At 70.9% G+C, this 21,002-nt stretch carries 21 protein-coding genes and 1 pseudogene; 10 read left to right on the top strand and 12 right to left on the bottom strand.

The genetic code is table 11. The annotated features are described in order from the left end of the window. Positions 1-14: 14 nt before the first annotated feature. Both KUM38_RS01115 and KUM38_RS01110 read right to left on the bottom strand, forming a co-directional pair. Positions 15-863, bottom strand: coding sequence for an ABC transporter permease (locus KUM38_RS01115; protein WP_217127336.1), 849 nt, complete (start codon positions 861-863; stop codon positions 15-17). Beyond that, complete coding sequence (locus KUM38_RS01110) at positions 860-1,879, bottom strand: ATP-binding cassette domain-containing protein (protein WP_217127335.1); 1,020 nt, start codon at positions 1,877-1,879, stop codon at positions 860-862. Before KUM38_RS01110 ends, KUM38_RS01115 begins: the two co-directional genes overlap by 4 nt. 246 nt (positions 1,880-2,125) lie before the next feature. Here KUM38_RS01110 and KUM38_RS01105 point away from each other — a divergent pair, with 246 nt between their 5' ends. Then, entirely contained in the window at positions 2,126-3,109 is a 984-nt protein-coding gene (locus tag KUM38_RS01105; RefSeq protein ID WP_217127334.1) for an NAD(P)H-quinone oxidoreductase, read from the top strand. On the opposite strand, the gene KUM38_RS43210 is transcribed toward KUM38_RS01105, so the two are convergent. The 5 genes and pseudogenes from KUM38_RS43210 to KUM38_RS01090 all read right to left on the bottom strand — a co-directional run bounded on the left by KUM38_RS43210 (position 3,096) and on the right by KUM38_RS01090 (position 4,681). Further along, positions 3,096-3,227 (bottom strand): hypothetical protein, encoded by a 132-nt coding sequence (locus KUM38_RS43210; RefSeq protein WP_308408875.1) that lies wholly within the window; start codon positions 3,225-3,227, stop codon positions 3,096-3,098. The two genes, KUM38_RS01105 and KUM38_RS43210, sit on opposite strands and share 14 nt — an antisense overlap. A 9-nt stretch (positions 3,228-3,236) precedes the next feature. Beyond that, positions 3,237-3,722 carry a group II truncated hemoglobin gene (locus KUM38_RS43205; RefSeq protein ID WP_308408874.1) on the bottom strand — a complete coding sequence of 162 codons (486 nt, stop codon included), beginning with the start codon at positions 3,720-3,722 and terminating at the stop codon, positions 3,237-3,239. Positions 3,723-3,815: 93 nt separating this feature from the next. Next, positions 3,816-3,902, bottom strand: a pseudogene (locus tag KUM38_RS43485) (antibiotic biosynthesis monooxygenase); the annotation flags it as partial. A 145-nt stretch (positions 3,903-4,047) separates the two neighbouring features. Then, a complete protein-coding gene (locus tag KUM38_RS01095) occupies positions 4,048-4,443 on the bottom strand; it encodes a hypothetical protein (protein ID WP_217127333.1) in 396 nt (131 codons plus the stop codon). Positions 4,444-4,471: 28 nt separating this feature from the next. Beyond that, complete coding sequence (locus KUM38_RS01090; RefSeq protein ID WP_217127332.1) at positions 4,472-4,681, bottom strand: hypothetical protein; 210 nt, start codon at positions 4,679-4,681, stop codon at positions 4,472-4,474. A 199-nt stretch (positions 4,682-4,880) separates the two neighbouring features. Here KUM38_RS01090 and KUM38_RS01085 point away from each other — a divergent pair, with 199 nt between their 5' ends. Beyond that, positions 4,881-5,420 carry a bacterial proteasome activator family protein gene (locus KUM38_RS01085; protein ID WP_217127331.1) on the top strand — a complete coding sequence of 180 codons (540 nt, stop codon included), beginning with the start codon at positions 4,881-4,883 and terminating at the stop codon, positions 5,418-5,420. A 139-nt stretch (positions 5,421-5,559) separates the two neighbouring features. Here the strand turns inward: KUM38_RS01085 and KUM38_RS01080 are convergent, their stop codons facing one another. After that, positions 5,560-7,203 (bottom strand): protein kinase, encoded by a 1,644-nt coding sequence (locus KUM38_RS01080; protein WP_217127330.1) that lies wholly within the window; start codon positions 7,201-7,203, stop codon positions 5,560-5,562. 346 nt (positions 7,204-7,549) lie between these two features. Here KUM38_RS01080 and KUM38_RS01075 point away from each other — a divergent pair, with 346 nt between their 5' ends. The 4 genes from KUM38_RS01075 to KUM38_RS01060 all read left to right on the top strand — a co-directional run bounded on the left by KUM38_RS01075 (position 7,550) and on the right by KUM38_RS01060 (position 13,203). Next, positions 7,550-9,187 carry a protein kinase gene (locus KUM38_RS01075; protein WP_217127329.1) on the top strand — a complete coding sequence of 546 codons (1,638 nt, stop codon included), beginning with the start codon at positions 7,550-7,552 and terminating at the stop codon, positions 9,185-9,187. 380 nt (positions 9,188-9,567) lie between these two features. Continuing rightward, positions 9,568-10,794: a pyruvate dehydrogenase (acetyl-transferring) E1 component subunit alpha gene (gene pdhA, locus KUM38_RS01070; protein WP_217127328.1), complete on the top strand. Its 1,227-nt coding sequence runs from the start codon at positions 9,568-9,570 to the stop codon at positions 10,792-10,794. A gap of 1 nt (position 10,795) precedes the next feature. Continuing rightward, complete coding sequence (locus KUM38_RS01065; RefSeq protein ID WP_217127327.1) at positions 10,796-11,788, top strand: alpha-ketoacid dehydrogenase subunit beta; 993 nt, start codon at positions 10,796-10,798, stop codon at positions 11,786-11,788. An 11-nt stretch (positions 11,789-11,799) separates the two neighbouring features. Then, complete coding sequence (locus KUM38_RS01060) at positions 11,800-13,203, top strand: dihydrolipoamide acetyltransferase family protein (protein ID WP_217127326.1); 1,404 nt, start codon at positions 11,800-11,802, stop codon at positions 13,201-13,203. A gap of 80 nt (positions 13,204-13,283) precedes the next feature. Here the strand turns inward: KUM38_RS01060 and KUM38_RS01055 are convergent, their stop codons facing one another. Next, positions 13,284-14,282 carry a Bro-N domain-containing protein gene (locus tag KUM38_RS01055; RefSeq protein ID WP_217127325.1) on the bottom strand — a complete coding sequence of 333 codons (999 nt, stop codon included), beginning with the start codon at positions 14,280-14,282 and terminating at the stop codon, positions 13,284-13,286. Positions 14,283-14,414: 132 nt separating this feature from the next. Beyond that, the gene (locus tag KUM38_RS01050) at positions 14,415-15,296 is read right to left on the bottom strand and encodes an alpha/beta fold hydrolase (RefSeq protein ID WP_217127324.1); all 882 of its coding nucleotides are present in this window, start codon (positions 15,294-15,296) and stop codon (positions 14,415-14,417) included. A 107-nt stretch (positions 15,297-15,403) separates the two neighbouring features. On the opposite strand from KUM38_RS01050, the gene KUM38_RS01045 reads away from it, so the two are divergent. Continuing rightward, entirely contained in the window at positions 15,404-15,907 is a 504-nt protein-coding gene (locus KUM38_RS01045; protein WP_217127323.1) for a CGNR zinc finger domain-containing protein, read from the top strand. 91 nt (positions 15,908-15,998) lie between these two features. Here KUM38_RS01045 and KUM38_RS01040 read toward each other — a convergent pair whose 3' ends face one another. Beyond that, entirely contained in the window at positions 15,999-16,898 is a 900-nt protein-coding gene (locus KUM38_RS01040; protein ID WP_217127322.1) for a D-alanyl-D-alanine carboxypeptidase family protein, read from the bottom strand. 194 nt (positions 16,899-17,092) lie between these two features. On the opposite strand from KUM38_RS01040, the gene KUM38_RS01035 reads away from it, so the two are divergent. Next, entirely contained in the window at positions 17,093-17,746 is a 654-nt protein-coding gene (locus KUM38_RS01035) for a GntR family transcriptional regulator (RefSeq protein WP_217127321.1), read from the top strand. Further along, a complete protein-coding gene (locus tag KUM38_RS01030) occupies positions 17,743-19,053 on the top strand; it encodes a nitrate/nitrite transporter (RefSeq protein ID WP_217127320.1) in 1,311 nt (436 codons plus the stop codon). Before KUM38_RS01035 ends, KUM38_RS01030 begins: the two co-directional genes overlap by 4 nt. Before the next feature lie 144 nt (positions 19,054-19,197). On the opposite strand, the gene KUM38_RS01025 is transcribed toward KUM38_RS01030, so the two are convergent. Then, the gene (locus KUM38_RS01025; RefSeq protein WP_217127319.1) at positions 19,198-20,022 is read right to left on the bottom strand and encodes a maleylpyruvate isomerase family mycothiol-dependent enzyme; all 825 of its coding nucleotides are present in this window, start codon (positions 20,020-20,022) and stop codon (positions 19,198-19,200) included. A 183-nt stretch (positions 20,023-20,205) separates the two neighbouring features. Here KUM38_RS01025 and KUM38_RS01020 point away from each other — a divergent pair, with 183 nt between their 5' ends. Continuing rightward, positions 20,206-21,000 (top strand): carbon-nitrogen family hydrolase, encoded by a 795-nt coding sequence (locus KUM38_RS01020; RefSeq protein ID WP_217127318.1) that lies wholly within the window; start codon positions 20,206-20,208, stop codon positions 20,998-21,000. Positions 21,001-21,002: the final 2 nt, after the last annotated feature.

Raw genomic sequence — 21,002 nt, 5'->3', positions numbered from 1 at the left:
CTTGCGGTTGCCGTCTACTTCCTGTTGTAGAGCCGCATCGTGACCGGCCCGAAGACCGCCACGAACAGTCCGGCCCAGCCCAGCGTCCAGGCGATCTCGTCGGCCGGCCAGTCACCCGCCATCAGTCCGCGCACCGCGGACGCCAGGTGGGTGACGGGGCTGTTGTTGACGAACGCCTGGAGCCAGCCCGGCATGGTGCGCGGGTCGACGAAGACGTTGGACAGGAAGGTGAGCGGGAAGATCACCATCATGCTGACGCCCATCACCGACTTCTCGGTGCGCAGCATCAGCCCGAACATGGTCCAGATCCACGAGAAGGCGAACGAGAACAGCACCAGCAGCGCGATCCCGGCGAGCACTCCGGCCACCCCGCCGTCGGCGCGGTAACCGAGGATCATGCCGACGGTCAGCATCACGACCGACGCGATGGTGTAGCGCAGGGCGTCGCCGAGCAGATAACCGACCATCGTCGACGGCCGCCAGATCGGCAGGCTGCGGAACCGGTCGAAGACGCCCTTCTCGATGTCCGTGTTGACCGAGACACCGGTGTACATGGTGATCATCACGACCGACATCACCAGGATCCCCGGCAGCAGGAACTGGATGTACTCCTTCGGCGACCCGGCCAGCGCCCCGCCGAACAGGTACGTGTACATCAGCACCATCATGATCGGGAACGCCGTCACGTCGAACAGCTGCTCCGGCACGTGTTTGATCTTCAGGATCGCCCGCCAGCCGAAGGTCAGCGAGGCCGACCAGGCGCTGGGCCGCGGCGGGCGCTCCTTGGCGACCAGCAGTTCGGCGAGGGAGTCGGTGCGCACCGGGGCGAGTTCGGTGCTCTCGGTGGTCGTCGTGGTGCTCATGCCGCCACCTCGTCCTTCGGGTCGTGGGAGTCGTCCTGGTCGGATTCGTGCGTGTCGTGGCCGGTGAGGGCCAGGAACACCTCGTCCAGACTGGGCTGGCCGAGCGAGAAGTTGTCGACGGTGACGCCGGCCCGGGCCAGTTCGCTCAGTGCGCGGGCGGCCTGCTCGGCAGCCGTGTCGTGGCTCGCGGCGGCGAGGCGGGCGGTCAGCGCCACCGGGTCGGGCTCGGGCTGCACCCGCGCGTCGAGGGCGCGGCGCAGCAGGTCGGCGGCGAGCGGCCGCTGCTCGGGATCCCGCAGCCGCAGATGGACGGATCCGGCGCCGACGGACGCCTTCAGCTCGCCCTTGGTGCCCTCGGCGATCACCTTGCCGTGGTCGATGACGGCGATCCGGGACGCCAGCTGGTCGGCCTCGTCCAGGTACTGCGTGGTCAGCAGCACCGTCGTGCCCTGGGCGACGACCGCGCGCACGATGTCCCACACCTGGTTGCGGCTGCGCGGGTCCAGGCCGGTCGTCGGCTCGTCGAGGAACAGCAGGTCGGGGGTGTTGAGGATGGACGCGGCGATGTCGATGCGGCGCCGCATGCCGCCGGAGTAGTGCTTGACCTGTTTCCCCGCCGCGTCCGTGAGGCCGAAGGCCTCGAGGAGCTGGGCGGCGCGGGTGCGGGCGGCGGGCTTGCGGTGGCCGAGGAGCCGGGCCAGCAGGACCAGGTTCTCGGTGCCGGTGAGGTCCTCGTCCACGGACGCGTACTGGCCGGTGAGGCTCACCCGGCCGCGCACCTCGTCGGCCTCGCGCACGATGTCGTGACCGAAGACATGGGCCTCACCGCCGTCGGGCCGCAGGAGGGTGGCGAGCATCTTCACGGTGGTGGTCTTGCCGGCGCCGTTCGGTCCGAGGACCCCGTACACCGTGCCGGCCGGCACGGCGAGATCGACGCCGTCCACGGCCCGCGTCTCACCGAAGGTCTTGACCAGGCCCGCGGTCTCGATCGCCAGGCCGGACGTCTGCGTGCTCATGCTTCGGGTCCTTCCGCGTGCTCGGGCTACGCATGGACAGACCTTCACCGTCACGCAAACTCATCGCTCCCGCACGAGGATTTCCCAGAGACCGGTCCCACGACCGAGAGGAGACCGGTCCCGCGACCGAGGAAGGACCGGTCCCACGACCGAGGAAGGACCGGTCCCGCGACCGAGGAAAGGGCGACCCGGATCGTAGGACGAGGTACGCCGGGCCCGCCGCGCCCCAGGAGTACCGTCCCCCTCATGTATGCGATCACGATTCCCGAACCCGGTGGGCCCGAGGCGCTGGTGTGGGACGAGGTCCCCGACCCCGTGGCCGGCCCCGGCGAGGTCCTGGTCGAGGTGGTGGCCGGTGCCGTCAACCGGGCCGACATCCTCCAGCGGCAGGGCTTCTACGACCCCCCGCCCGGCGCCTCCCCCCACCCCGGTCTCGAATGCTCCGGACGGATCGCCGCGCTCGGTGACGGGGTGAGCGGATGGGCCGTCGGCGACGAGGTCTGCGCGCTGCTCTCCGGCGGCGGCTACGCGGAGAAGGCCGCCGTCCCGGCCGGGCAGCTGCTGCCCGTCCCCGAGGGGCTCACCGTCGACCAGGCCGCGGCGCTCCCGGAGGTCGTCTGCACGGTCTGGTCGAACGTCTTCATGGTCGCCCACCTCCGTCCCGGCGAGACCCTCCTGGTGCACGGCGGCTCCAGCGGCATCGGCACCATGGCGATCCAGCTCGCCAAGGCCGTCGGGGCGAGGGTCGCCGTCACCGCGGGCACCACGGAGAAGCTGGAGCGCTGCGCCGAACTCGGCGCCGACATCCTGATCAACTACCGCGAGCAGGACTTCGTCGCCGAGCTGAAGCGGGCCACCGACGGCGCCGGCGCGGACGTGATCCTCGACAACATGGGCGCCAAGTACCTGGACCGCAACGTCCAGGCCCTCGCCGTCAACGGCCGGCTCGCCATCATCGGCATGCAGGGCGGTGTGAAGGGGGAGCTGAACATCGGCGCACTCCTCGGCAAGCGCGCCGCCATCAGCGCGACCTCGCTGCGCGCCCGGCCCCCGGAGGAGAAGGCGGCGATCGTGGCGGCCGTACGCGAACACGTCTGGCCGCTCGTCGCCGACGGCCGTGTCCGCCCCGTCATCGACCGTGAGATCCCGATGCCGGACGCGGCCACCGCCCACCGGGTCGTGGAGGACAGCGGCCACATCGGCAAGGTCCTGCTGGTCACGCCGGGCTGAACCCGGACGGCCGGGTCAGCCGGCCGGCTGCCAGGGCGGGGCCTGCCCCCCACTTCCAGCGCGGCACGTCGGCCGCGTCCACCGGGGGCGGGTTCCCGCCCGAGTACAGCACCGCCATGCGCGTGCCCTACTCGATGTAGGAGAGGAAGACGGCGCGGAACTCGGGGTCGGCCGGCAGGCCGACCTCGTCCGCCGAGTCCTGGAGGAGGTCCACCCAGCGGCGGCGCTGCCGCTCGGTGATGCCGCGGCCCAGGTGCCGGGAGGCCATGTGCGGGTGGCCGCCGCGCTCGGCGGTGTACGCCTCGGGCCCGCCGAACACCTCGGCGAGCCACTGCGCGACGTGACGGGGGTGCTCGTCGTCCATGCCGGCGAACACCGGGGCCAGGACCGGGTCCTCGAGGACATGGCCGTAGAACACCTCGGTCAGGCGGTTCAGGGCCGCGTCGCCGCCCAGCCACGCGTGGATCGTGGGAGTGCCGGGAGCGTCCGGGGCGTGCTCGGCGTCCCCTACGGGCTGCGCGACGGCCCCCTCGTCCACGGGCTGCGCGACGGCCCCCTCGTCCGCGCCGGCCCCGCCGCTGCCGGCGACGCCGGTGGCGAGGTAGTGCTGCATCTCCTCGATCGCCGTGACGTACGGCCGGATCGCGGCGAAGAACGCGGGGAAGCGCTCCCCCTTGCGGAAGCCCTGGAGGTGGTCCTCGACGGACGTCCAGCGGATGCGCAGGACGTACCGGTCGGTCTCCTCCTGGCAGCGGGACAGTTCGTAGTCGATGCACTCGGGTGCCGCGGCCAGCGCCTCGGAGGCCTTGGCGTACGCCTTCTCGAAGGCCTTCCGGTCGTCCGGGCTGAGCGCCTCCCCCTGTCGTCAGGTCTGCGGAAGCCACCCTGCCCGGTTCGGCGTGGCCTGTCAGGAGATTCCCGACAAGGCGCCGCCCGGCTCAGGACGTGCCGTTCCCCTGGCGCATGCGCAGGGCCACGAAGGCGAGGCCGAAGCCGAGTCCGATGAGCACCAGACCGCTGCCGAGCGGCAGGATGCGCAGCACGGGCTCGGTGGAGGCGACCGCGTTCGGCTCCGCCGCCCGCGAGGTGGCGGAGGGCTCCGGGACCGCCGCCTGTGACGCCGGTGTCCGCGGGACGGTGTCGCCCCCGCCGGGTGCCCGGGGCGCGTCTTCGTCGTTCCCCGGGCGTGGTACGCCGGCCGCGTCCGGCCGCCCGCTCATGTCCTCGGCGCGCCCCGGCTTCCGCGGTACGGCACCGGTGTCCCCGTCGTGCGCGCCGTCCCGGTCGCCGTGTCCACGCTCCCGCTCCCGCTCCCGCGGCTCCTCCTCGGTCACCCTGTGCCGTCCCGGCCGGTCCCGTCCCTCACCGGGCCGGTTCCCGGCCCGCGACGGCTCCCCTGAGGGCGACGACGTGGACGACGACGAGGACGACGAGGATGAGGGGGACGGGGTCGAAGGGGCGGGGGCGGCCCCGTACGCCGCCCTCGCGCCGAGGGGCGCCGGGACGGGGCCGTACGGCATCACCGCCGCCCCCGTGACCAGAACAACCGTCGCCCCCACTACACGCAGCCATGGAGTCACGACCGTGACCTCCCGCGCCGTCCGGTGCTCGGTCACACCGTCGGCAAGATGGGCCGGATGGACGCCCAACAGCCTCGCATCACCGGATGCTCCCGGCATTCCGGATACGTCCGTCAGGTGGATCCCGCCGAAGAGCCCCGCTTCCGGGGGCACCGCCGAAGCGGCACCCGGCCGTGCGCGACAATGGCGGCATGGAGATGCCGAGGAACGAACGGTCGCCGGAGAATCCGCAGATCCTGGTCGTCGGCCAGGACGGCATGGCGCTCGGCGCGGGCAGCGGGGACGAGGACTCCCGCGAGACCCCGCTCACGGAGCAGGTGGAGCAGCCGGCGAAGGTCATGCGGATCGGCAGCATGATCAAGCAGCTGCTGGAGGAAGTGCGCGCGGCTCCCCTGGACGAGGCCAGCCGGGTCCGCCTCAAGGAGATCCACGCCAGTTCGGTGAAGGAACTGGAGGACGGCCTGGCCCCGGAGCTGGTCGAGGAGCTGGAGCGGCTCTCCCTGCCCTTCACGGACGAGACCACCCCGAGCGACGCCGAGCTGCGGATCGCGCAGGCCCAGCTGGTGGGCTGGCTGGAGGGCCTGTTCCACGGCATCCAGACCACGCTCTTCGCCCAGCAGATGGCCGCGCGCGCCCAGCTGGAGCAGATGCGCCGCGCCCTCCCGCCCGGCGCCGGCGACGGCTTGGAGGACCCGCACATGGGCGGCCGCTCGGGCGGCCCGTACCTGTAACCACCCCACCGTCCCTGCCCGAACGAGAAGAACGACACGGACGACAAGAACGACCCGGACGACAAGAACGACCCGGACGACACGGAGGGGCCCGGCATCCGATGCCGGGCCCCTCCGCCGTGTCGCGTACGGCCGGGGATCAGGACGGAGGGTTGCCCGTCGAGACCTTGAGCGTGATCTGCGGCATGTCCTCGGGGTCGACGTCCGTGCCCGCCGGCGGGAACTGGTCCCGGACGGATCCCTCGCCGTAGGTGTTCTCGTCCACGTTGAGAATCTTGATGTCGCTCCAGCCGGCGGCCTGGAAGCACTCCTTGACCGACCCGATGTACTTGAACTTGAAGTTCGGCAGCCGGACCTTGTCGGGGTCGTTGTACGACTCCTGCGGCTCCTCGCACTCCTCCTTGTCGATCACCTTCGACGTGTCGGGCCCGCGGTAGCCCTCCGCCTTGGTCGCCGACGCCGAGGCCGAAGCGCTGCCGCCTCCGCCGGCCTGCGGATCCTCCTCGCCGCCGTTCATCATCAGCGCCGCGATCAGACCGCCGACGGCGACGAGCGAGACGACGACCGACCCGATGACCACCGGCTTGTTCCGGCCGCCGCCCGATCCGCCCGATCCGCCCGAGCCGGACGTCTGGGGCGTGATGTTGTACGGCGGCGGGGTCTGCGGCCCCGGCTGCGGAGCGTACGGCGACGGGGTGGGCGCCTGGTAGCCGCCCTGCTGCGGATAGCCGTACGCGGGTGACGGCGCCGGAGTGCCGTAGGGGTTGGGCGTCGGCTGGTACGGCGTCTGCACATTGCCCGTGGGCGCCGGGGTCGCCTGGTCGACCGGCGGGAACACCGCGGAACCGACGCCCGCGCCGCTCTGCGCCTGCGCACCGGGGACGATGCTCGGCGGGGCCGCGTGGAAGGACTGCGCCACCCGCAGGCACTCCCCGCGCATGGACTCCGCGCTGGGGAAACGCTCGTTCGGATTCTTCTTCAGCGCGCGGGTGATCAGCGCGTCCACGGCCGGCGGCAGCGAACGGTTGATCGAGGACGCGACCGGCGGCTCCTCCTGCACATGCGCGTACGCGATGGCCAGCGGCGAGTCCGCGTCGAACGGCAGCCGCCCGGTGACCAGCTGGAACAGCATGATGCCGACCGAGTACAGGTCGGAGCGGGCGTCCACGCCCCGGCCGAGCGCCTGCTCCGGGGAGAGGTACTGCGGGGTGCCGACGACCATGCCGGTCTGCGTCATCGACGTCACGCCGGACTGCATGGCGCGGGCGATGCCGAAGTCCATCACCTTGACCACGCCGCGCTTGGTCATCATCACGTTGCCCGGCTTGATGTCGCGGTGGACCAGCCCCATCTCGTGGCTGATCTCCAGCGCCGCCAGGACGTCCGCGGTGATCTTCAGCGCCTTGTCGGCGGGCATCGCGCCCTGCTGCCGCACGTCCTCGTCGAGGACGGACCCCAGCGGGCGGCCCTCGACGTACTCCATGACGATGTACGGCGTCGTCATGCCGTCCATGTCGTCCTCGCCGGTGTCGAAGACCGAGACGATGTTGGTGTGCGTGAGCTTCGCCACGGACTGGGCCTCGCGGCGGAAACGCTCGCGGAAGGCCTGCTCCCGGCCCAGTTCCGTGTGCAACGTCTTGATCGCGACCTGGCGGTCGAGCACGCTGTCGTAGGCGAGGTGGACCGAGGCCATGCCGCCCTGGCCGAGCAGGTCCCGCAGTTGGTAACGTCCGCCGGCGAGCGCCCGCCCCGCGTTGTGGCCCTGTGCGCCGTGCTGGCTCATGTTCCGCGTCCCCCGTAGCCTCTCCGGCGCCGCCGTCGGTGGCCGAACCGTCGTAGATCCCATGCGCTATTCCCGGCCAAGTCTGCCCCAGGCCACTGACACGTCAAGCGCGGTGCCCGTTCCGTGACCGTACGCGAAGGAAGCGTCGCGGAAGCGTTACAGCGGTCGTACTACCGGTACACGGAATTTGCACGACAGTACGGAGTACGGGTTTCATGGCCGGTCCGTCTCGTGCCGGTCCTGGCAGCCCGTCCCGGACCGGGGGCACACGCTGAGGCTGTAGCGTGGCCGACGAAGACCGTAACAACACCGCGCGCACCGCGGGCAGAAACGACGGCGAGGACTGATGGCACAGCAGCAGCGCGCTCAGGGCCCGTCCGACCCCGAGGCGACTGGCGGCGGCATCTCGGACGCGCCGGACAACTGGGGCAACGGCGGGCTCGTCGGCGACGGCCGGTACCGGCTGACCCACAGGCTCGGCCGGGGCGGCATGGCCGAGGTGTTCGCCGCCGAGGACGTACGTCTCGGCCGCACGGTCGCCGTCAAGCTGCTGCGCGCCGACCTCGCCGAGGACCCCGTGTCCAAGGCGCGCTTCACGCGCGAGGCGCAGTCGGTGGCCGGTCTCAACCACCATGCCATCGTCGCCGTCTACGACTCCGGCGAGGACGTCGTCGGCGGCCAGTCGGTCCCGTACATCGTGATGGAGATCGTCGAGGGCCGCACCATCCGCGACCTGCTGATGAACGCCGAGGCCCCGGGCCCCGAGCAGGCGCTGATCATCGTCTCCGGTGTCCTGGAGGCGCTCGCCTACTCGCACCAGCACGGCATCGTGCACCGCGACATCAAGCCGGCCAACGTCATCATCACCCACAACGGTGCCGTGAAGGTGATGGACTTCGGCATCGCCCGCGCGCTGCACGGCGCGTCCACGACGATGACCCAGACCGGCATGGTCATGGGCACCCCGCAGTACCTCTCCCCGGAGCAGGCGCTCGGCAAGGCCGTCGACTACCGGTCCGACCTGTACGCCACCGGCTGCCTGCTGTACGAACTGCTGGCGCTGCGGCCCCCCTTCACCGGTGAGACGCCGCTGTCGGTGGTCTACCAGCACGTCCAGGACATCCCCACGCCCCCGTCGGAGGCCTCGGACGCCTGCCCGCCGGAGCTGGACGGGCTGGTCATGCGCTCCCTCGCCAAGGAGCCCGACGACCGTTTCCAGACGGCCGAGGAGATGCGCGGACTGATCCAGTACGCGCTGCAGATGCTCTACGAGCAGGGCGGTCACACCGGCACCTGGAACACCGGCCCGGTGGAGACGCACGAGGGCCCGCGCACCCCGGCGGCCGGCTTCGCGGGCACCACCGCGATGCCGCACCCCGACGTCACCGGTACGGCGGCGATCCCGCAGCCGATCCTGCCCACCGGGTACGGCGGCGGGGACGACGGCGGTTTCGAGGGCCACGGCAACCAGGGCAGCGGCCGCGGCAAGCTGTGGATCCTCGCGGTGCTCGCGGTGATCGCCGTCGCGGCGGGGGTGGCGCTCGCGCTGAACAACGGCGACGGCGGGGGCGGGGGCGGCACCGACCCGTCTCCGTCCGTGACGCAGACCACCGAGGACGAGAAGTCCAGCGAGAGCCCGAGCGACGAGGCGACCGAGAAGACGACCGACCCGGGCACGGAGACCGAGACCGACCCGGGTACGGGATCCGGCGGGAACTGGGACCAGCCGTACACGCCGCCCCAGGAGCCGACGTACACGGAGACGCAGCCCGAGGAGCCGACCGCCCCGCCGACGTCCACGCAGCCGACCCAGACGGGCGGCACCGAGGACGGCGGTACGGAGAACGGCGGCACCGAGGACGGCGGCACGGAGAACGGCGGCACCGGGGACGGCGGTACGGAGAACGGCGGCGCGGACGCGGGCGGCACGGACGCGGGCGGCGAGAACGCCGGCACGGGCAGCCTCGAAGGTGTGACCGGCTGACCCCCGGTCGCTCCGGTCGCACCGGCCGCACCCCTGCTCACCCCGCGCGGTGTACCACTCCCGGACACGAAACTCGACCCTTCCCGTGCCCGGGGTGGCCGGGATAACGTGCCGTTGCTCCGGCCTCCTGCGAGGCTGTGACCAGCGCGCCTTCGAGACCTTCCCCGATTTACTTGGAAATCCAAGCAAAATCGCAGGTCAGAGAGGTTTCACAGAGATGTGGAGCACTGGGTAACGTGCCTCTTGCAGGGCGCTCGCCGGGGCACCTGTCACGCCTGTTCCCGGCCGAGTGGCACCCACCCCGTGCCCGGTGGTCGAGAACAGGTGAGCCGCACTGGCCTACCGGCAACCCCGGGGGCCGGACCGACGGAGGAGCACACGTGACCGTGGAGAGCACTGCCGCGCGCACACCGCGACGCAGCGCCGGAACGAAGGCCGGCACCACCGGCACCAAGCGCACCACCAGCACCACCAAGAAGGCCGCCGGTGCCACCAAGAAGGCCACCGGCGCCGGGAAGAGCGCCGAGCCCGCCCTCGTCCAGCTGCTGACGCCCGAGGGCAAGCGCGTCAAGAACGCCGAGTTCGACCAGTACGTCGCCGACGTCACCGCCGACGACCTGCGCGGCCTGTACCGCGACATGGTGCTCACCCGCCGCTTCGACGCCGAGGCCACCTCCCTGCAGCGCCAGGGCGAGCTGGGCCTGTGGGCCTCGCTGCTCGGTCAGGAGGCGGCGCAGATCGGCTCCGGCCGGGCGCTGCGCGACGACGACTACGTCTTCCCCACCTACCGCGAGCACGGCGTCGCGTGGTGCCGCGGGGTGGACCCGACCAACCTGCTCGGCATGTTCCGCGGCGTGAACAACGGCGGCTGGGACCCGAACGGCAACAACTTCCACCTGTACACGATCGTCATCGGCTCGCAGGCCCTGCACGCCACGGGCTACGCGATGGGCGTCGCCAAGGACGGCGCGGACAGCGCGGTCATCGCCTACTTCGGCGACGGCGCGTCCAGCCAGGGCGACGTGGCCGAGGCCTTCACCTTCTCCGCGGTCTACAACGCCCCGGTGGTGTTCTTCTGCCAGAACAACCAGTGGGCGATCTCCGAGCCGACCGAGAAGCAGTCCCGGGTGCCGCTGTACCAGCGCGCGCAGGGCTTCGGCTTCCCGGGCGTCCGCGTGGACGGCAACGACGTGCTGGCGAACCTGGCCGTCACCAAGTGGGCCCTGGAGCGGGCGCGCGCCGGTGAGGGCCCGACGCTGGTCGAGGCGTTCACGTACCGCATGGGCGCGCACACCACCTCCGACGACCCGACCCGCTACCGGGGCGACGAGGAGCGCCTGGCCTGGGAGGCCAAGGACCCGATCCTCCGTCTTCGCCGCTACCTCGAAGCCTCAAACCACGCGGACGAGGGATTCTTCGCGGAACTGGAGACCGAGAGCGAGGCGTTGGGCAAACGAGTGCGCGAAGCGGTCCGTGCCATGCCGGACCCGGACCACTTCGCCATCTTCGAGAACGTGTACGCGGACGGACACGCGCTCGTGGACGAGGAGCGTGCGCAGTTCGCCGCGTACCAGGCGTCGTTCGCGGACGAGGACGGGGGTAAGTGACATGGCGGAGACCGTGACATCCAAGAACATGGCCCTGGCCAAGGCGATCAACGAGTCGCTGCGGCACGCCCTGGACACGGACCCCAAGGTCCTCGTCATGGGCGAGGACGTCGGCAAGCTCGGCGGCGTGTTCCGGGTGACGGACGGGCTGCAGAAGGACTTCGGCGAGAGCCGCGTCATCGACACCCCGCTCGCCGAGTCGGGCATCGTCGGTACGGCGATCGGCCTGGCCCTGCGCGGCTACCGGCCGGTGGTGGAGATCCAGTTCGACGGCTTCGTCTTCCCGGCGTACGACCAGATCGTCACGCAGCTCGCGAAGATGCACGCCCGCTCGCTGGGCAAGGTCAAGCTCCCCGTCGTCGTGCGCATCCCCTACGGCGGCGGCATCGGCGCGGTGGAACACCACTCCGAGTCCCCGGAGTCGCTGTTCGCGCACGTGGCGGGCCTGAAGGTGGTCTCCCCGTCGAACGCGTCGGACGCGTACTGGATGATGCAGCAGGCCATCCAGAGCGACGACCCGGTGATCTTCTTCGAGCCCAAGCGGCGCTACTGGGACAAAGCCGAGGTCGACACCGAGGCGATTCCGGGCCCGCTGCACACCGCGCGTGTGGTGCGCGAGGGCACGGACCTCACCCTCGCGGCGTACGGCCCGATGGTGAAGCTCTGCCAGGAGGTCGCCGGTGCGGCGGCCGAGGAGGGCCGCTCCCTGGAGGTGCTGGACCTGCGCTCGGTCTCCCCGATCGACTTCGACTCGATCCAGGCGTCGGTGGAGAAGACGCGCCGCCTGGTCGTCGTCCACGAGGCACCGGTGTTCTTCGGTTCCGGCGCGGAGATCGCCGCGCGGATCACGGAGCGCTGCTTCTACCACCTGGAGGCCCCGGTGCTGCGGGTGGGCGGCTACCACGCCCCGTACCCGCCGGCCCGCCTGGAGGAGTCCTACCTCCCGGACCTGGACCGGGTGCTGGACGCCGTCGACCGCTCGCTGGCGTACTGAGGGAGAGGGTCGTGACGACGATGACGAACGCGTCCGTACGCGAGTTCAAGATGCCGGACGTGGGCGAGGGCCTCACCGAGGCCGAGATCCTCAAGTGGTACGTCCAGCCGGGTGACACGGTCACCGACGGCCAGGTGGTCTGCGAGGTCGAGACGGCGAAGGCGGCCGTCGAGCTGCCCATCCCCTACGACGGTGTGGTCCGCGCGCTGCACTTCCCCGAGGGCACCACGGTCGACGTGGGCACGTCCATCATCGCGGTGGACGTCGCGGGCGGCGCGGCGCCGGAGGCACAGGAGGAGGCGCCCGCCCCCGCCGAGGAGCCCGCGGAACCCGAGGAGCAGCCGGCGGCCCGCCAGCCGGTCCTGGTCGGCTACGGCGTGGCGACGTCCTCGACGCGCCGCCGCCCCCGCAAGCAGGCGGCCCCGGACACCGCGGCCCGGCAGGCGGCGGCAGCGGTCCAGCAGGAGCTGAACGGGCACGCGCCGGCCCCGGCCCCCGTCGCGGGCGACGCCCGCCCCCTGGCGAAGCCCCCGGTGCGCAAGCTGGCGAAGGACCTGGGCGTCGACCTGACGACGGTCACCCCGACCGGCCCGGACGGCATCATCACCCGCGAGGACGTCCACGCGGCGGTGGCGCCTCCGGCTCCGCAGGAGGCCGTCCCGGCTGCCGCCGTACCGGTTGCCGCCCCCGCGGCCCCGGTGTCGTACGACACCGCCCGCGAGACCCGCGTCCCCATCAAGGGGGTCCGCAAGGCCACGGCGGCGGCGATGGTCGGCTCGGCGTTCACGGCGCCGCACGTCACGGAGTTCGTGACGGTGGACGTGACGCGCACGATGAAGCTGGTCGAGGAGCTCAAGCAGGACAAGGAGTTCACGGGCCTGCGCGTGAACCCCCTGCTGCTGATCGCCAAGGCCCTGCTGGTCGCGATCAGGCGCAACCCGGAGATCAACGCCTCCTGGGACGAGGCGGCCCAGGAGATCGTGGTCAAGCACTACGTCAACCTGGGCATCGCGGCGGCCACCCCGCGCGGTCTGATCGTCCCGAACATCAAGGACGCCCACGCCAAGACGCTGCCGCAGCTGGCCGAGTCCCTGGGTGAACTGGTGTCCACGGCGCGCGAGGGCAAGACCTCGCCGTCCGCGATGCAGGCGGGCACGGTCACGATCACCAACGTCGGCGTCTTCGGCGTCGACACGGGCACGCCGATCCTCAACCCCGGCGAGTCCGCGATCCTCGCGGTCGGCGCGATCAAGCTCCAGCCGTGGGTCCACAAGGGCAAGGTGAAGCCCCGTCAGGTCACCACCCTGGCCCTCTCCTTCGACCACCGCCTGGTCGACGGCGAGCTGGGCTCCAAGGTCCTGGCCGACGTGGCGGCGATCCTGGAGCAGCCGAAGCGGCTGATCAGCTGGGCGTGACGCCCACGAACCGCTAGGTTCATCACGGGAGGGGCGCCGCAACTTCGGATTGCGACGCCCCTCCTGCTGTGCCGGTCCGCTCAGACCTGGTGGAGCACGTACACCGGAGCCCCGTCCTCGTCCCCGCCCCGCGAGCGAATGCAGGCGTGCTTGCGCAGCAGCCGGAGGCACTCGTTGACGCGCCGCACGGAAAGCCCCGTACGGGCGGCGATCGACTCCAGCGGCTCGCGCAGCTCACCCTTCTCGACGAGCACCGGCGCGATCACCACGGCCACCGCCCACACGTCCTCCGTCACGGACAGCCGATGCCTCCAGTCGGCCAGCACCGACTCGGTGGTGGGCTGCGCGGTGGGGAGGACCTTGGGCGGCCGACGCTCGAGGACGAGGGTGTCGAACCGGTCCGCGATGCGCTCCATCGCCCGGACCATGGCCTGTTGTACGGCGAGGGTGGCCTGCTGCACGGCGAGGGTCGCCTGTTGCGTGGCGAGCATCTCCCTCTGCATGGCCAATGTCTCCTTTTGCAACGCGATCGATTCACGTTGCCCGTCGGCGAGTTCCTCGTCCAACCGAAGGTTGTGCGCTTCCAGCCGGACGATGGCCTCGGCGACCTGCTCCGGCATGGCGTAGGCGATGGGGGCGCCGGGTTCGGCGGACTGCACCTCGGCCTCGTCGAGAGAGTAGGAACCCTCCCGCTGAACGGTCTCGATCACTTCGGCGACCCACTGCTTGAAAGGGGCGCAGGCCGGTTTGGTGCAGGCGTTGACGAGGAGGACGAGACCTTGGAGAGAGATGACCTGCAAGTCTCGACGCCACTCTCTACCTGCGGGAATGCTGAGACCGTAAGCCCTGCTTACGGTCTCGATACACTCTCGGTGCTCGTCGGGAACATGGTCTGAGAGCGCCTGCCGAGAGTTGGTGTGGCCGAGTTCCTTGCAGACGTCCACCGCCGGGAACCAGTGCGTTCCGTCCGGCATGGTCAGCCTCCGCACCCGGGCACCGGTGGCCGCGTAGACGAAATCGCTGACGTCGATCGCCTCGTGCTGCTCGGCAGAGTTCTGTCGCTTGCTGGGTTCTTTCATGTGAACCACCTCCGCTGCGGAACGTAGAGCGGGGCGGAATGAATATGCCAGCCGGTTCAGGGATGTTCACGACTGCGAGCGAACATGATCGATACCGCTGTACCGGCCGGCGGGAGTGTGCATGGTGCTACGTCACGGCCGGACCGTCGGCAGCGTACGGGTCAGGAAGTCCCGGATGCGGCCGACCGTGCTCTCCAGGTGGCTCTCGAGCAGGAAGTGGCCGCCTCCGGGCACCAGGTGGATCTCGGCGTCCGGCAGGTCCCGCGCGAAGGCGCGCGCGCCGTCGGGGCCGAAGATGAGGTCCTCGGCTCCCCATACGGCCAGGAGCGGGACACGGCTCTTCCGGAAGTACGCGTGCAGCCGCGGGTAGAGGGGGCGGTTGGTGGCGTAGTCACGGACGAGGGCGAGCTGTATGAGGTCGTTGCCGGGGCGGTTGACGTCACGGTGGTCGGCCGTCCAGGTGTCGGGGTCGACCAGTTCGGGGCGGTCCACCCCGTGGAGGTACTGCCAGCGGATGGCGTCCAGGTCGAGGGCGGTGCGGACCGCCGGCTCCGTCTCGGGCCCCGGGGCGTTCGCGTAGGCCCACACCGGTGCCCAGAACTCGGGGACGAAGCCGTCCTCGTAGGCGTTGCCGCTCTGGGTGATCACCGCGGTGACCGCCTCCGGGTCGCGCAGCGCGAGCCGCCACCCGATGGGAGCGCCGTAGTCCTGTACGTACACGGCGTAGCTGGTGACACCGAGCCCGGCCAGGAGTTCCTCCGTGATGTCGGTGAGCGCGTCGAAGGTGTACCGGAACGTGTCGGCGGGCGGGGTGTCGGAGTGGCCGAAGCCGAGGTGGTCGGGGGCGATGACGCGGAACCGGTCGGCGAGTTCCGGGATCAGTCGGCGGAACATGCGCGAGCTGGTGGGGAATCCGTGCAGGAGTACCAGAGCCGGTGCGTCGGCGGGGCCGGCCTCCCGGTAGAAGACGCGGTGTCCGCGCACGGTGGCGTAGTGGTGACGGATCTCGATCACTTCTAACCCCCCAAAGGGCTTTTGATGGTTACCTGTGCCTTCAGTGGACCGGATGCGAGGTAACCTGTCAAGTGTTTGGATGGGGTTAGGTGGGGAGGTGGGTGGACATGATCGACGAGGGAGCGCTGCTGGAGGCGCTGAACAGCACCCCGGTGGTGGACGGCCGACCACAGGATCTGTGGGCCGATGACGCCGTGCTGCGGCGGTGGGCCGAGGGGCATGGCGGCCTCGGCGACGCAGCGGCGATCGACCGGCTGCGGACGGCGAGGGATGTGCTCCAGACCGCCACCCGCGGCACCGTGCCCGAGGCGGAACTGCAGGGCATACTGGCCGGCGTGCACCGGGTTCCCGAGGTCGGTGAGTCGGGTCTGCGGTGGCGTCTCGAAGTGCCGCCCGAGCGGCTGCTCGCGGTGGAGCTGGTGCTCGCCTGGTACGACGTCCGGGAACGCAGGCCCGGTCGACTGCGCCCCTGCGGCAACGACGAGTGCCGCCTCTTCCTCCTCGACCGCAGCCGCGCCAACACCGCCCGCTGGTGCTCGATGAGGACCTGCGGCAATCGCCTCAAGGCCCGCCGCCACCAGGAACGCGCCCGTCAGGTTCCGACGCCCTGACGAAGACCGAGGTCGAGTTCGTCAGGTCCGGCCGCATGCGGAAGGGGCCCACCGGTATCGGTGAGCCCCTGCGTGCGTGTGTTCGTGTGGGTCAGATCTTGCCGAAGCCGTAGCCCAGGAGCTTCTTGGCGTCCTTCTCGCGCTGGGCGGACGACGACGAGGCGAGGACCGTGCCGATGACCGTCTTGCCGTTGCGGGTCGCGGCGAAGACCAGGCAGTACTTGGCCTCCGGGCCCGAGCCGGTCTTCACGCCGATCGTGCCGCTGTAGCTGCTGAGCAGCGTGTTGGTGTTGGTCCACGGCGCCATCGTGCGGGTGCTGCCCGTCTTGGTCTTCGTCTTCGCCGTGTACTTCTTCGTCTTCACGATCGAGCGGAACGTGGAGCTCTTCATCGCGCTGCTCGCGATCTTCGTCAGATCGCGCGGCGTCGAGTAGTTCTTGCCCTTCCCGATGCCGTCGAAGGAGTCGAAGTGGGTGTTCTTCAGGCCCAGCTTCTTCGCCTCGGAGTTCATCTTGCCGATGAACGACTTCACACGGGCCGAACGCGTCGTGCCCGAACCGAACTTGTCCGCCAGCGCGTACGCCGCGTCGCAGCCGGACGGCAGCATCAGCCCGTACAGCAGCTGGCGCACGGTGACCTTGTCGCCGACGATCAGCCGCGCCGACGAGGCGTTGTTCTTCACGATGTAGTCGCTGTACGCCATCTGGATCGTGACCTTGGCGTCCAGGTTCAAGTTCTTCTGCGCGAGCACGACCTTCGCGGTCATGATCTTCGTCGTCGAGCCGGTCGAACGGCGCGTGTCCGCCGCCTTCGTGTACAGCGACTTGCCGTTCGCGTTGTTCATCACGTAGCCGCCCTTGGCGACGATCGTGGGTGCGGCGGCGGCCTGCGCGGGCGCCGCGTAGAGGGCACCGGAGGCGAGCACGGCGCCGGTGGTCACGGCGACGCCGACGGCTCTGCGCAGACGGATGCCCTGGATGTCGATCTTCAAGTCGAATACCCCGATTACCTGGAATGGCCTTGCCTTGCGGCCGAGTTGAGGTGCGGCCCACAAGGGGGGCCACTCCTGTCTGACTCGCGGTGCGTGCGGATGGTTGTGCGCGAGTCGGGGTCACTTCCGACTTTCTCGAGTCCGCATCGTGGATGGATTCTTCCATGCGTGCGTGTTGTATCTATCCTGTCCGCATGAGCATGGCCGTCGTGAAGCAACCACCCGCCACCGACCGCGTCTACACCCACGTCAAACAGGGCGTCCTGGAACGCCGTTACGAGGGCGGGACGCTGCTCACCGAAGGCGAGCTGGCCGAGGCCGTGGGGGTCTCACGGACCCCCGTGCGCGAGGCGCTGCTGCGGCTGGAGGCCGAAGGGCTGATCAAGCTCTACCCGAAGAAGGGCGCCCTCGTCCTGCCCGTCTCCGCGCAGGAGATCGCCGACGTCGTCGAGACCCGGCTGCTCGTCGAGGAGCACGCCGCCAGGAAGGCCGTACCCGCGCCGCCCGGACTCATCGAGCGCCTCGAGGAGCTGCTCGCCCGGCAGAAGGAGCAGGCCGCCGCCGGTGACTTCGCCGCGGCGTCCGTCACCGACCGGTGCTTCCACGCCGAGATCGTCCGCAGCGGCGGCAACGAGATCCTCTCCCGCCTCTACGACCAGCTCCGCGACCGCCAGCTGCGGATGGGCGTCGCCGTGATGCACTCCCACCCCGACCGGATCGCCAAGACCCTCGCCGAGCACGGGGAGATTCTTCAGGCGCTGCGCTCCGGCGACGCGGAGGCGGCCGTCGGGGTCGTCCACCGGCACGTCGGCTGGTTCTCCCACCTGGCCCGGGGTGAGGTGCGATGAGCGGCGCGCGTACGGCTCCGGGCACGCTGCCCGGGGACCCGCCCGGCGGGCGGCGCGCCCTCGCCGTGTGGGGGATCGGCGTCTCGGTCTACTTCGTCGCCGTCATCTTCCGCACGTCGCTGGGCGTGGCCGGCCTCGACGCCGCCGACCGCTTCGACGTGGGCGCCTCCGCCCTGTCCACCTTCTCCATCCTCCAACTGCTGGTCTACGCGGGCATGCAGATACCCGTCGGGCTGCTGGTCGACCGGCTCGGCACCAAGAAGGTGCTGGGCATCGGCGTCGTGCTGTTCACGGCCGGGCAGCTGGGCTTCGCGTTCTCACCGTCGTACGGCATGGCGCTCGCCTCGCGGGTGCTGCTCGGCTGCGGTGACGCGATGACGTTCATCAGCGTGCTGCGGCTGGGCACCCGGTGGTTCCCGGCCCGGCGCGGGCCGCTGGTCGCGCAGATGGCGGGGCTGGCCGGCATGGCGGGCAACCTCGTCTCCACGCTGGTCCTGTCCCGGCTGCTGCACGGCATCGGCTGGACGGCGGCGTTCGCGGGCAGCGCGCTGGCCGGTGTCGTGGTGTTCGTGCTGCTCCTGTTCTTCCTCGAGGACCACCCCGAGGGCTACGAGCCGGAGCCGGTTCCGCACCAGGGCGCCGCCTACGTACGCCGTCAGATCGCCGCCTCCTGGCGGGAGCCGGGGACGCGGCTCGGGCTGTGGGTGCACTTCACCACCCAGTTCCCGGCGATGGTGTTCCTGCTGCTGTGGGGCATGCCGTTCCTGGTGGAGGCGCAGGGGCTGTCCCGGGCGACCGCCGGTGAGCTGCTCACTCTCGTCGTGCTGTCCAACATGGTCTTCGGGCTCGTGTACGGCCAGGTCATCGCCCGGCACCACGGGGCGCGGCTGCCGCTGGCGCTGGGGACCGTGGGGGCGACGGCGGTGGTGTGGGCGGCCACACTGGTCCATCCGGCGGATACGGCGCCGATGTGGCTGCTGGTGGTGTTGTGCGCGGTGCTGGGGGCCTGTGGGCCGGCGTCGATGATCGGGTTCGACTTCGCGCGGCCGGCGAATCCGGCCGAGCGGCAGGGGACGGCGTCGGGGATCACGAACATGGGGGGCTTCGTGGCTTCCATGACGACGTTGTTCGCGGTCGGGGTGCTGCTGGACGCGACGGGGGACGACTACGCCGTCGCCTTCTCGTCCGTGTTCGTGCTGCAGGTCTTGGGTGTCACCCAGATTCTGCGGTTGCGGAGGCGGGCGGCTCGGGCGGAGCGGGAGCGGTTGGTCGCGAGCCGGGTGGCTTCGGTGCACGTGCCTGTGTAGGCGCCCGGTGTTGTTGCCGGGCGGGGGTGGGTCGCGCGGCCGGCGCTTGCCGGGTGCCTCCCCCACTCTCGGCTGCGCTCGAGCGGGGGGACCCCCATCGCCCACCCGTGCCGCCCTGCGGCACGACTGCCCGCGGATACGCGGTTACGGGGTGACCGCGAAGTAGCGGAGGATCGCCGCCGCCAGGTCCTGGTCGCCCTCCGTCTTCACCCGGTCCGTCACCGCTTCCGCCGTCACCCGGCCGCAGGCCAGGCGGACGTAGGTCTCCCAGTCGAGGGCGAGGGAGGCGGCCGGGCCGAGGGCCGGGGCCGTTTCCAGGGTGCCCCGGCCCTGGATGTCGACGCGGATCGTGCGCAGGAACTCCACCGGACCGTGGACGTCGATGACCACGGCCGAGCTGCGCGGCGCCTGCGCGAGCTCGGCGACCACGCGCGGCAGCTCGGCGAGCAGCACGTCACGGGCGACGTACGCGCCGGGGGAGTCGAGGTTGCCGGGGCGGCCGAGGGCCGTGCGCAGGTCCTGCTCGTGCGCCCACACGGCGAAGGCGTGCCGGCGCATGGACTCCTCCAGCGTCAGCTCCGTGCCGAGCGGGCCGCGCACCGTGGTGCCGGGCTCGCGGTTCTCGTTCCGCAGCTGGCGGTTGCGGCGGATGATCATGAGCTCCAGCTCGGAGGTCATCTCCGGCGCCGTGTGGTGGCGGCGCACGTCGACCTGCATCTCCATGTACCGCTGGTGGTCGTTGGTGACGTGGAACAGGTCGCGCGGCAGCGTGTGGATGGGGCGGGGGTCGCCGTACATCTCGGAGTCCAGGCCGATGACGTGCGAGACGATGTCACGGACCGACCAGCCCGGGCACGGCGTCCGCCGGTTCCAGTCGGCCTCCGGGAGCGGCTGCACCAGCTCGGATATCGCCTCGATGGAGTGGGTCCAGGCGTCGGCGTAGGGCTGGAGGGTGGGATGCAGGCTCACGGAAACGGGACCCCTCGGCGGTCGGTACACGGGCAGGTTGTGGCGGCGGTGCCAGTGGGCGGTGGCTGCACTCGGCGGGTGTCTCGGGACGCTAAGTTACGCTGCTGTGAGGCACCCCGGCAGTGCTTTCGTGTGACGATCGTAGGCCCGTGTGCGCGGGCCGAATGCCAGGACGGTGGTAGTGTGCGCGCTTCCTTGCTCCAAGTCGCCGTGAACGAGGACGAATCGACCGAATCGCGTCGGCTCCGGGTCGCCGGGATGGTACGGGATCAGGCCGGGGCCGATCTCGTCGTGCTTCCGGAACTGTGGACCACGGGCGCGTTCGCGTACGAGGGGTTCGCCGACGAGGCGGAACCGCTCGAAGGACCGACCTTCGAGGCGATGGCCAAGGCCGCGAGTGACGCGGGCGTGTGGCTGCACGCGGGATCGATCCCGGAACGGGACCCCGACGGCACCCTCTACAACACCTCTCTCGTCTTCTCCTCCTCCGGTGACCTGGCCGCCGCCTACCGCAAGATCCACCGCTTCGGCTTCGACAAGGGCGAGGCCGTGCTGATGGGGGCGGGCGACGCACTGGTGACCGTCCGTCTGCCGCACACCGTCGTCGGTGTGGCGACCTGCTACGACCTCCGTTTCCCCGAACTCTTCCGCGGTCTCGTCGACGCCGGCGCCGAGACCCTCGTCGTCCCGGCGGGCTGGCCGGAGCGCCGCCGGTCCCACTGGACGCTCCTGGCTCAGGCACGGGCGGTGGAGAACCAGGCGTTCGTCCTCGCGTGTGGAACGGCCGGGACGCACGCGGGGGTTCCGCAGGCGGGTCACTCGATCGTGGTCGATCCCTGGGGGGAGATCCTGGCGGAGGCGGGCCCCGGCGAGGAGGTCCTCACGGTCGACTTCGACCCGGCCACGGTGGCGGGCACCCGCGAACGCTTCCCGGCCCTCAAGGACCGCGTCCTGGGCCTGGACCGTCCCCGCCGCTGACA

The organism is Streptomyces sp. AC558_RSS880, assembly GCF_019049255.1.
In the GTDB taxonomy this organism is placed as follows: Bacteria; Actinomycetota; Actinomycetes; order Streptomycetales; family Streptomycetaceae; genus Streptomyces.
This window is presented reverse-complemented; position numbering and strand designations above follow the sequence as displayed.